This is a genomic window from Marinospirillum celere, assembly GCF_900112235.1.
Lineage (GTDB): Bacteria > Pseudomonadota > Gammaproteobacteria > Pseudomonadales > Halomonadaceae > Marinospirillum > Marinospirillum celere.
The window spans coordinates 520,671-532,489 of record NZ_FOLH01000001.1; the positions used below are offsets into that span (position 1 = coordinate 520,671).

Annotated in this window: 7 protein-coding genes; 2 read left to right on the forward strand and 5 right to left on the reverse strand. The window is 50.7% G+C overall.

Annotated features, from left to right (window positions below; translation table 11 throughout):
- Nucleotides 1-168 precede the first annotated feature (168 nt).
- The 3 genes from BM185_RS02520 to BM185_RS02535 form a co-directional block, all read right to left on the reverse strand.
- Nucleotides 169-2,934, reverse strand: a complete 2,766-nt coding sequence (locus BM185_RS02520; protein ID WP_091958760.1) for a sensor histidine kinase — start codon at nt 2,932-2,934, stop codon at nt 169-171.
- Between the two features lie 186 nt (nt 2,935-3,120).
- Nucleotides 3,121-5,151 (reverse strand): 3'-5' exonuclease, encoded by a 2,031-nt coding sequence (locus tag BM185_RS02530; RefSeq protein WP_091958768.1) that lies wholly within the window; start codon nt 5,149-5,151, stop codon nt 3,121-3,123.
- A 3-nt stretch (nt 5,152-5,154) separates the two neighbouring features.
- Entirely contained in the window at nt 5,155-5,544 is a 390-nt protein-coding gene (locus BM185_RS02535; RefSeq protein WP_091958771.1) for a response regulator transcription factor, read from the reverse strand.
- A 122-nt stretch (nt 5,545-5,666) separates the two neighbouring features.
- Here BM185_RS02535 and BM185_RS02540 point away from each other — a divergent pair, with 122 nt between their 5' ends.
- Together BM185_RS02540 and BM185_RS02545 are read left to right on the forward strand one after the other, a co-directional pair.
- On the forward strand, nt 5,667-6,623 hold the full coding sequence (locus BM185_RS02540) for a calcium/sodium antiporter (protein ID WP_091958774.1): 957 nt from the start codon (nt 5,667-5,669) through the stop codon (nt 6,621-6,623).
- Nucleotides 6,624-6,709: 86 nt separating this feature from the next.
- Nucleotides 6,710-8,836, forward strand: a complete 2,127-nt coding sequence (locus BM185_RS02545; protein WP_091958777.1) for a methyl-accepting chemotaxis protein — start codon at nt 6,710-6,712, stop codon at nt 8,834-8,836.
- An 8-nt stretch (nt 8,837-8,844) separates the two neighbouring features.
- Here the strand turns inward: BM185_RS02545 and trkA are convergent, their stop codons facing one another.
- Both trkA and BM185_RS02555 read right to left on the reverse strand, forming a co-directional pair.
- Nucleotides 8,845-10,221 (reverse strand): Trk system potassium transporter TrkA, encoded by a 1,377-nt coding sequence (gene trkA / locus BM185_RS02550; protein WP_091958781.1) that lies wholly within the window; start codon nt 10,219-10,221, stop codon nt 8,845-8,847.
- Between the two features lie 26 nt (nt 10,222-10,247).
- On the reverse strand, nt 10,248-11,786 hold the full coding sequence (locus BM185_RS02555; protein WP_091958785.1) for a TrkH family potassium uptake protein: 1,539 nt from the start codon (nt 11,784-11,786) through the stop codon (nt 10,248-10,250).
- Nucleotides 11,787-11,819: the final 33 nt, after the last annotated feature.

Genomic DNA, 11,819 nt, shown 5'->3' on the forward strand with positions numbered 1-11,819 from the left:
CTTGCAAGGGTGGTTGGTTAAAAGGAAAGAGCACCCTGCCGGAAATTACCGCAAGCATTAAGAGTACAAACAGAGTATTTGCTAGCGATCGGTTTCTTGGCATGGTTTTCCTTGCTTTAACATCTGCAAACTAGAATAGCACAAAACAACCGGCAGGCCAGAGCAGGGTCAGACGCTTTCTTCAAAGCTGGGTGGTGGCTGCTCTGGAGCACGGGGCAGTTCAATAATCAGACGGGCTCCCTGAAGTTCCTGAGGGTTTTCAACCCACAGGCGCCCACCCAAGTGGGCGATGATACCACGGCTGATAGGTAGCCCCAGTCCTGAACCTCTGGGACGGCTTTTATCATTTCCCTTGCCATGCTGTTGCTGGATTTGGTGGAACTTTTCAAAAACCTTTTCTCTTTCTTCTTCAGCAATACCCGGGCCATTGTCTTCCACGGAAAGTCGCCAATGTTTTTTCCAGGTTTGCAGTTTCAGCTTTACTTGTGGCTGGTTGTGGTCAGCAAATTTGCGAGCGTTATCCAATAAATTAATAACTACCTGTTGCAAACGGTCAGGGTCGGCGACCACCCAGGCGGCATCCTCGGGTAGCTCGACTGCCAGAGCCACCTGACCCTCCTGGTAGAGCTGGGTAATGGCATCGGCAGAATCCTGAGCCAATTGTTTAAAATCCAGCCTTTCAGGGTTGAGACGCATACGGCCAGATTCCAGGCGAGCCAGGTCGAGAATTTCTTCAATCAGGCGTGAAAGGCGTTCGCTTTCTTTAACAATTACTCCCAGAAAGTGGTTTTTCTTGTCTGTTGCAACATCCGGGCTATCCCGCAAAATTTCAGCAAAAGCCCTGATGGATGTCAGGGGGGTGCGGAGTTCGTGGCTAACCATGGCAACAAACTCATCTTTCAGTCGGTCGAGTTCTCTTAAGCGTTCATTGGCTGAACGCAGTTCCTCGCCAATTCGGGCCAGCTCTGTTGATTTTTGTTCAAGGCGCTTGTTGTATTCCAGGGTTTGAGTGGTGGTATCCAGAATACTTAATACTGCTTCCAGATCTAGAGCTTCACCACGAACTACCGAGTTAATCAACACCCGCGCGGATGCACTACCCAAAGCCCCGGTGAGTGCCTGTTCAGCCTGGCCGATTAAATCGGGTGGTGCTATTAGTTCATCATCGGCTCCGGGTTTGCGTTCTGGATCAAAGTTACGGAAGACTTTAAACGTGGTGTTGACTCCCAGATAGCGATTCAGCAGTTGATAAAGCTCACCCCTTGTTGTTTGTCCCAGCCAAAGTGGGGTTTGCATCACATCGGGCCTGAGGCCTTCTGTAAACAGTGCGGCCTGGGTTTGTTCAAGACTATTTTGCCGCGTGAATAGGGAGATACCAATTAAAAAACCCAAGTTGACCAGAAGACTCCAAAACAGCGAGTGGGTGTAAATATCCCAGCCTTCAAGCCCAAACAGGCTATAGGGTTTGAGCCATTCAATCCCCCAGGGGCCTTGCTCAATTAGGGTCATGGATAGCCAGCCAGATTGGGCAAAGCCTGGAATCAACAGGGTGTGAGCCCAAACCAGGAAGCCGCCAATCAAGCCGAGAGTAGCGCCCAGGCCATTGGCTCCGCGCCAATAAAGCCCCAATAACAGTGCCGGGGCAAATTGGGCAGCTGCTGCGAAAGAAACCAGCCCTATGGTCACCAGACTGTAGGATTCACCAATGAGAGCATGGTAAAGATAGCCCAAGAGCAGAATGATCAGGATGGCAATACGGCGAATTCCCAGCAGCCAGCCACTTAGATTGCGGCTGGGGTCCAGGTGTAGCCACTTCCAACGTAGTAGCAAAGGCATGACCAGGTGATTACTGACCATGGTCGACAAGGCTATGGTCTCCACGATGACCATCCCGGTGGCTGCAGCCAAACCGCCGATAAAAACAATCAACGGCAGGGCTTCAAGTCCGGCAGCCAGGGGTAAGGTGAGGACAAAGCTATCCGGTTCCTGAGCTGCACCACCCAGGAGGACACCGGCAAAGGCAACGGGAATAACGAATAGATTGATGGCAACCAGGTAGAGAGGGAACATCCAACTGGCTTTTTTGAGGTGCTGTTCATCAACATTTTCGACAACCAGTACCTGGAATTGACGGGGCAGGGTTATAAAAGCCAGGGTTGCCAGTACCAGGGTGCCCACCCAGCCTACAGCGCCACCAGGAACAGCATCCAGACCCATACTGTCGATAAGACCAGGATGGTCTGCTGCCTGCCTGAAAAGGTCAGCGGGGCCTTGGTAGAGCGAAAACACCACAAACAGGCCCAGAGCTAAGAAAGCAACTAGTTTGATAATGGATTCAAAGGCAATGGCAGCGACCATGCCTTCATGACGTTCACTGGCATCCAGGTGGCGGGTTCCAAAAAGGATGGTAAAAACAGCCAATACCAATGCGATCCATAAAGATTTATCGATCCAAAAGTTTTCGCCGCTAATATCTGTGGGTAGTAGAGGGTAGCCACTGAGTACAGCATGGCTGACGGTGATGGCTTTCAGTTGTAAAGCAATATAGGGCATGATTGCAACGACAGCAATCAGGGTGACCAGGGCTGCTAGTGGGCCACTTTTACCATAACGGGCACTGATAAAGTCGGCAATAGAGGTGATCCGCTGGGCGCGGGCGATACGAATCATTTTTCGGAACATCATCCAACCCAAAAGCATGGCCAGGGTTGGGCCCAGATAAATCAGTAGGAAGCTGGGGCCGGAATCAGTTGCTCGGCCAACACTGCCATAAAAGGTCCAGGCTGTGCAGTAAACTGCAATTGAAAGGGTATAAACGACCGGTGAATTGATGACTGATCGCCCCTGTTCCGCACGGCGATCACCCCAGGCAGCAATCAGGAAAAGAATCGCCAAATAACTGAAAGCAACGCCCAGGGTGACCCAGTCACTCATCCCTGCTACCCTCCAGAATCCAGGCTGCCAAGCCTATAATGATCAACCATACAATGAAAATATAAACAGGAAGCCAAGATAAGCCGCTTGATGAGGGACGGTCAAAAATCAGTAGCAGTGGAGGCATGAAAAACAAACAGGCAAGTAGTGTCAAGCCAACCAGTCTGCTGTGATTCATCGGGGCTTTCATGATTTTTCTACCATGCGGTTTTGTAGTTTCAAGGCATCGTTAAGCGTTAGGATACCTCTGGCCTCCAAGCGGGGTAGCAGAGCCAGGAGTAATTCCGCCGTTACTCGGGCATCGCCTAAGGCAGTGTGCCGGGTGCCAGGTGGAAAGCTGAGCCCAAAGCGTTCGGCCAAATCATCCAGGCCATGACCTTCCAGGTTTTCATCCAGGCCTCTGGACAGTAAAAGGGTATCCAGAACGGGCATATTGAATTTCAGCCCCAGTTCTTCTGCTTCGCCATTGATAGCCAGTAGATCAAAGGCGGCATTGTGGGCAACTAGAATACCGTTGCCGACAAACTCCCGGAATCTGGGTAAAACCACCTTGAGTGGTGGACACTTTTCAACGTCGGCATCTGTCAGACCATGAATTCGCGTGCTGGCAGGTGGAATGGGGCGCTCAGGGTTGACCTTTTGATTAAAGGTTTCCTGAGCCAAGAGACGTCCCTTGAGCAGGCGGCAGGCCCCGACGCTGATCACCTTATCGCCTTTGCGTAATTCCAAGCCGGTGGTTTCTGTATCAAAGACCACCATTTCCAGTTGGTCAAGACGCAGTTGGCCTAGCTCATCAGTCGGTGCGGGTAAATCTGCAATACTAAAATCATGGAATTCAGGCCGTGCCTCAACTGCCGGTGGCGGGGGGTAAACTCTTTTCGCTGCAGGTAAAGGCAAACGAAGCCGGGCATGAGTGCGATCACCATCAGCCAGGCTCCACCAGTCACTGGAATGACGACGAAGAATATCTCCCAGGCGGGGTGACAGGTCTTCATCCGTCAGGGTTAATTCCTGCCATTCCTGCAAAAGAGTGAGACTTAAGGGTTCACCCTTCCAGATCAGATCCAGGTAAACCCGGTTGTTACCCAGTTGAATTTCTGCTTCAAAGTTGCTGTGTCCAGTTGCCTTCTTGAGCTCGCCAAGTAACCGCTGGAGCAGGGCAAGCAGGCTAGGGCTATCTGCTCTTAGCCATACTGGAATACCAATGGGCGTCAAGGTGAGTTGCTGGGGTTCAAGGCTGGGCACTAAGGCTTGCCAAAGATCATTGGACCAGGTGTCAGAGAGGCGACCTTGCTCCAAATGCAGGCTTTCCAGTAGTTGGGCCAGTTCATTAATCAGGCCGCTGAGCGCCTGGCTGTCCTGATGCATGGCCGTTTGCAAGCGAGAGTTAAGGTCTGGGCTGGTATTGCCGCTACTGAGCACTTCTCCAGCCGTGGCCAGGTTGGCTGCATGCCCGCGAAGGGCGGGTAGGAGACTGCTTAAGGGTTTACGCCAGCGTAGATCATTGCGTTGGCGTTCGGTTGCATCCTCCAGGGTAATCAGTGCTTCTCCTTGGCTAGCAATAACCCGGCGCAGATCACAAAGAAACCAGCGCTGGTTTTGAGGCAACAATAGTTGGCGAGAGCTGCCATCTTTGGGCAGATGCTGCAGAGCATCCAAAAGACTGGGAGCCGGTAATAATTCATCCAAACGCCTGCCCAGCCCCAGGGCAGGGTTGTCCGCAAAAAGGTGTTCAGCCGCTGGATTGAATAACAATAGCCTTTGGTGGCTGTCGCATAAGAGCAAGGGGACTTTTAAAACCTGCAACAGTGCTTCTAGTTCCTGACGAATCCTTGCGGCATCCTTGGCGCCTTGAATTCTGGCTTCACTGAGTAGAGCTCTATCGTTACGCCAACCATGGCGGAGTTTTTCCAAGTCTGGCTGTAAACTAACCAGCCAGCCTTCAGGAGGATAGTCATGTTGGGCATCCGGGTTGGCAGCTAGGCGGGCCAGTTGGACTTGAAGGTGGCGCAGCGGGCGGAATAAGCGAATTTCCAGCGGAATGCCGGCCAGGAGTAGCAGAGTTCCTGCCGCGAGGCAGGCGATCCAAAGGAGGAGTCTTTCATGACCTTGGGGTTCTAGTTGGGCATCTAACCAGAGCCCGCCCAGTAGACCCAAAAACAAACTGCTTCCGGTCAATAATAACCAGAGACCCAGCAACTTTTGACGATGGGGCATGGTTCAAACTCCCTTGTTGCCACCTTCTTTTTCCTGGATCAGCTTGGTTACTTTTTCAACCAGTTGCTGGGTGGAGAAAGGCTTGGTGACATAGTCGTCAGCTCCGAGAGCGAGACCTTTTTCTTTTTCAACCTCACGTCCATGAGCGGTTAGCATGATAATAGGTAAGCGTTTGAAAGCATCCTGGCCGCGTAGATTTTCCAATACCTCAAAGCCACTGATGCCGGGTAGGCTAATATCAAGCAGGAGGATATCTGGATTGATTGAGCTAACCAGTTCCAAGGCCTTCTCGCCATCTTCTGCAGTAGTGACTTCAAAGCCCGCCTGCTGCATCAAGAACTCAAGGGATAAAACGATGTTGGGCTCATCATCGACAACCAAAACCCGTGCCATAACATCACTCCTGAATATTTTATTATTTGGGTTCAGTCTAGTGTCTTCTTTTGCTTATGGAAAGGCGACCAAGGCCTTAGGTTGGGTTAAAATGCCTGCCTTTTGATTTGGAGTAATACCACTTGTTGATTGAATGGCTCGCCGTCATCTTGGGTTTAGCTCTACTGGTCTGGAGTGCAGATCGCTTTGTGCTTGGCGCTAGTGTTACTGCCAAACAGCTGGGTGTTCCTATCCTGGTGATCGGTATGCTGTTGATGGGGTTTGGTACTTCAGCTCCTGAAATGCTGGTTGCTGTCCAGGCATCTTTGGAAGCCAAACCCGGTTTGGCCGTGGGAAATGCTCTGGGTTCCAATATTGCCAATATTGCTTTGATTTTGGGGTTAACGGCACTCATTGCACCTGTACCTGTGGCAACAGGGTTGGTGCGTAAAGAAATTCCTTTGTTGTTAGTGGTCACGTTTGCCGCCAGCGCGCTGTTATTGACTCAGCAGCTTGCCTGGTGGCAAGGGGTTGTTCTTCTGACAGGTCTGTTTGCCTTTATGGGCTATAGCTATCGGTTGGCGCGCCAGGGGCAAAGTGACGTTCTACTGGAAGAGGTGGAAAGTCATCTTCAGCCTCTGAGTCTGACCCAGGCCGTGATTTGGATGCTTGTGGGCCTATTACTGCTGATAGCGAGTTCGCGTTTATTGGTTTGGGGGGCGGTTGAGCTGGCACTCTCTTGGGGAATCAGTGAGTTGGTTATTGGTTTGACCCTGGTTGCTGTGGGAACCAGCCTGCCCGAATTGGCAGCCAGTTTGGCGGCAGCCAAGCGCGGTGAGTCTGACCTGGTGCTGGGTAATATTATTGGCTCCAATGTCTTCAATTTGCTTGCAGTACTACCCATTCCGGCGCTCTTGGCCAGTGGTAGCCTCTTGGATGCATCTATTCTCTGGCGGGACCTCCCGGTTATGGTGGGTTTAACCCTGCTACTTCTTTTGGTTGCTTTGGGGCGTAAGGGCCATGAAAGAATCAACCGCTTTGAAGGCTTTGGCCTTCTGGTCTGTTTTGTGGGCTATCAAGTCTGGTTGTTTTGGGGGTAAGAGCTAATTTAGCCCAAGTTTTAGTGGTTTTTTAACAGTTTTTAGCTATAACAACTATAAAGCCTTTTTATTCACTGAGATCTCCTATGCAAAAAATATCCCTACGCTTGAAGCTGGTTTTGGGTACCGCCCTGGCAATGTTTATTACTCTGTTGGTGGTTGTGCTCATGGGTTGGCAATCCATGCATACAACGGGTGATAGGGCGGTCGACCAGGCCTCTTCTGCCTTGGAAGAACTGGTTCAGCAAAACCTTCGTGATGCGTCGGCTTTGTTAACTGATGAGGTGGGTGACCTGATTGATCGCAGCTTCGATGTGCCTGCGATGATGAGTCAGGTATTGAGCAATACCGCAAGAGGTAACCCTGAAGGGCGCAATCGCATCAATCGAGAAAGCTTGCGTACCCTGGCGGGTGATATTCTGGTTGCCAATCAGCATTTGGGATCTGTTTATTTTCATTTTGAACGCGATGGGTATGATGGCATGGATGCTTTTCTTGCTGGTGGGACTCAAGAGTCGAATTCAGATACTGGTGAACTGGAAATCTACTGGGCACGTGATAGCTCTGAAGTCATCTATTTGCGTACACCTGATTCTTCTTTTAAATATGATGAAACCCTCAACGAATTTGGTATTCGTGAGTCGGAATGGTACCTGTGTAGCCGTGATAGCCTGGAGCCTTGCATTATTGACCCCTATCTATATGAGGTGCAGGAAGGGTTGGAGATTATGCTGACCTCTCTGGTTTATCCTGTTGTCGTCAATAATGAGTTTCGTGGTGTTGCTGGTGTTGATTTAAACCTTCCCCAGGTTCAGGAACAGATTCAGAGATTTCAGGAAGATTTTTACCAGGGAAAAGGCGACTTCCTATTATTGAGTGGCCAAGAAACTCTAATAGCTAGCTCGAAATACCCAAATCGCCTGGGTGAGCGCCTTGAACAGGTGGATACTCAGCTTTCTGAGCTCATGCCCAACCTGCGAAGAAATCAAGTGACCCATGATCAAGATCAGGTTTGGATACGCCGCGATCTTCGTTTTGAAGCGGTTGAAGAGGAGTGGACGCTACTGGTTAGTGTGCCTCAAACCATTGCCTACGCAACCAGTCATGAATTACAGGAACTGCTGGTTTCTGGCTATCAATCAGCCGCTCTGTCCATGGCCGTGACAGGTGCTGTCTTACTATTGCTGGCGATTTTGATTGTCAGTATCTGGCTTGGTTATACCACCCAGCCTATGGTGCAAATGCGGCAACTCTTTGAAGACCTTGCCGGTGCTGAAGGCGACTTGACGCGAGAATTGCAGGTTAACCGCCATGCAGAATTGATAGGCATGGCAAAAGGCTTTAATAGCTTCACTCACAAGCTGCGCAATATGATCGTCAGCTTAAAAGGTTCTGCAAACCAGCTCCAGGAACAGGGCCAGAAGATGCAGGCTACGGCTAATCAGGCTTCAGTTGCAACTGATGATCAGCAAAACGAAATGCAAAGTATCTCTTCAGCAATGAATCAAATGTCGGCTACGGCGCAAGAGGTAGCTCGCTTGGCATCAGAAACAGCCACAGAAACAGAAGCGGCGAATCAGGGTTTACAAAATGCACGTAATGTTCTTTATAGCGCTGTTACTGAAGTGCGTGAAGTCGCCAAGGACATGGAAGAAGCCAAAAGCCGGGTTAGTGATGTGGCGGCGAGTAGCGACAATATCACCGGTATTATTGAGGTAATTGAAGGCATAGCCGAACAAACCAACCTACTGGCCTTAAATGCGGCCATAGAAGCAGCCCGTGCCGGTGACCAGGGAAGGGGTTTTGCAGTGGTTGCTGATGAGGTTCGCAGCTTGGCTGCACGCACCCAAAGCTCAACAGCTGAAATTCAGGCGCTGATCCAAAAGCTTCAGGAACAGGTTAAGGTTTCGGTGAAGCAGATTACTCAGAGCAGTGAAAGGGCCCTGCAGGCTGTCGAACAAGCCAGCGACTCCTGGGAAAAAATGGAAGCGGTTTCCACAAGCATCGCTGGAGTGACAGACAACATTACTCAAGTGGCTGCTGCTGCAGAAGAGCAGAATCAAGTCAATGATGAGATGAATCGCAATATCACCTCCATTGAACAGGCTGGCCAGGTATTGGCTTCCTTGGGGCAAGATGTTGAGCAGCTTAGTGATCAAATGATCCAGGTTGTTGAGCAAGTGAACCAACAGCTGGATAAGCTTAAAGTTTGAAAGCCAATTTAAATAAAGGTAATACCCACTGCAAAGAGCTGTTCCACTTCACGAATTTTGCGCTTGTCGATTAAGAACAGGATGACCTGGTCATCGGACTGGATAACCAGGTCATCATGGGCAATCAGAACTTCCTTATCACGGACAAGGGCGCCGATGGTCACCCCTTCGGGAAGCTGGATTTGCTCAATAGGCTTGCCAACCAGCTTGGAACTTTTTTCATCACCGATGGCTACCGCCTCTATGGCCTCGGCTGCCCCGCGGCGAAGAGAGTGAACGTTTTTAACTTGGCCCCGGCGAACATGAGTTAAGAGGCTGCCAATGGTTGCCAGTTGGGGCGAGAAGGCAATATCCACTTCACCACCCTGGACCAGATCGACATAGGCGGCATTATTGATCAAGGTCATCACCTTGCCAGCACCCATCCGCTTGGCCAGCATAGATGACATGATATTGACTTCATCATCATTGGTTACTGCACAGAAGATATCGGTTTCTTCAACCGCTTCTTCCTGCAAGAGGGTTTTATCAGTAGCCGTGCCATTGAGCACTACGGTTCTTTCCAGCTTTTCGGCTAGCTCGACACAGCGAGATGGAGAGAACTCGATCAATTTAACCCGGTATTCTTTTTCCAGGCTTTCTGCCAGCCGCTCACCGATATTCCCACCACCGGCAATCATGATGCGTTTATAGCTGTGGTCGACTCGACGCATTTCGTTCATAACAGCACGTATATCCTTGCGTGCCGCAATAAAAAAGACTTCATCGTCTTCTTCGATAACAGTATGCCCTTTAGGAAGCAGCGCCTGATTCTGGCGATAAATAGCTGCCACTCGGGTGTCTACATTGGGAATATGCTGGCGCAGTGCAGCCAGCTGTTGACCGACCAGAGGGCCACCCCGGTGGGCCTTAACGGCAACCAACTGCACCAGGCCACCGGCAAAATCCAGAACCTGCAAAGCGCCGGGGTATTCAATCAGGCGTCGGATATGATTGGTGACCACCTGTTCAGGACTGATCAAAACATCGATATCAAAGCCGCGCTCGGTTCTGAACAAGCCCTTGCGGGATAGATAGGCTGCGGAGCGAACACGGGCGATCTTGCTGGGGGTATTAAAAAGCGCATGGGCAACCTGGCAGGCGACCATGTTGACTTCATCCGAATTGGTGACAGCGATGACCATATCAGCATCAGCACAGCCGGCTTGACGCAGAACCGCTGGGAAAGAAGCTTTGCCCTGGATGATGCGGATATCCAGCTTGTTTTGCAGATCTCTCAGACGGTCAGGATTGGTATCGACAATGGTGATGTCATTTTCTTCACCGGCCAGGTTCTCAGCCAGGGTGCCACCGACTTGTCCGGCACCGAGAATAATGATTTTCATAGCAAAACTCCTTAAAACAGCTGTATCTAGGCGCGCCAGAAGGCTCTGGTAAAGAGGATCATAAAGGTAACGATTTCCAGACGACCAAGAATCATACCCAGTGAGATCATGGCCTTGCCAAGGTCCGGCAGGCTCGAGAAGTTGCCGGCAGGTCCGACTGTATCGCCTAAGCCGGGTCCGACATTGGCAACTGCACTCACTGCAGCTGTAAAGCTGGTAAGGAAGTCCAGCCCCATAAAGGATAAGGCCAGAGCCAGGGCGGCGATGGTGGCAAAGAAGAAAAACGCAAAGGCGACCATGGAACGGATAACATCATCGGGTACATGACGGCCATTATAGTTTTGTGAGAAGACCCCGCGGGGATGGAGCAGAGCCATCATCTGATTACGCATCAGCATAATCGACAACTGATGTCTGAAGACCTTGAAACCACCACTGGTCGAACCTGAGCAGCCGCCGACAAACATCAAATAGAGGAAAAAGATAACCGCGAAAGTGCCCCAGGCATTGTAATCAGTGGATGCATAACCGGTGGTTGTAACCACAGAGGTAACATTAAAGGCGGCGTGGGTAAGTGCTTCAAACCAGGGCCAGTTGTGCTGAGTCATCAGGTAAAGGGTCATGAGAACAACCGCGCTGATCAGGATTTTGGCCAAGGCCCTTACCTGAGAGTCTTTCAGCAGTGGCAAAGGACGCCCTTGAATCATGTGCACATAAAGCACGAAAGGCAGGGCACCCAAAAACATAAAGAGGATGGTGATCCAGAGGATCCACGGGGTATCGGCAAAATGACCCATGGAGGCATCATAGTTGGCAAAGCCCCCGGTAGCCGAAGTGGTCAGGCCATGCACCAGAGCATCAAAGCCATTCATTCCCGCCAACCAATAACTGATAATGCACAGAGTGGTTAGGCCCAGGTAGACCTTGCCGATCGCCTTGGCAATGGTTCCGGAACGCGGCATGGCTTTTTCAGACCAGTCAGAGGACTCAGATTGGAAGAGGCGCATACCACCTACCTGCAAGAAGGGCAGGATTGCCATACCCATGACAATGATGCCTATCCCACCCAGCCACTGGAGAATCGCACGCCATAAAAGAATGCCATGGGACATGGTGTCCAGGCCGGATAAAACCGTCGAACCCGTTGTGGTCAGTCCGGAAATGGTTTCGAACATGGCATCGGCCACACTGAGTTGTGTGGAGCCAAAGAGCAGCGGAAAAGAGGAAAAAAAACTGAGTACTATCCAACTCAGTGAAGTCAGCAGAAAGATCTGCCGGCCCCTTAAATTAAAAGGAGCCAGGGAACCTAACGCCACCATTACGCCGCCGCAAAGGAGCGTAAACAACATGGAATAAAAGAAAACTTGAGTATCTTCCTGCTGGCCTTCAACAAATAGCAGAACAACCGGTGCCAGTTTAAAGCTACCCAAGAGAATTAAAAACATTCCCAAGAGTTTGAGAATGGGAGCCAACCACTCAAAACCCTGATACAGGGGAGAAAGCTCCTGACGTCTATCCGATCGACTTTGGATGTTAGGAATCTGGTGCCTGGGCGAGGATTGCATAAGCGTCCCTGTCGGGATCCTTCAAGAAAAAAG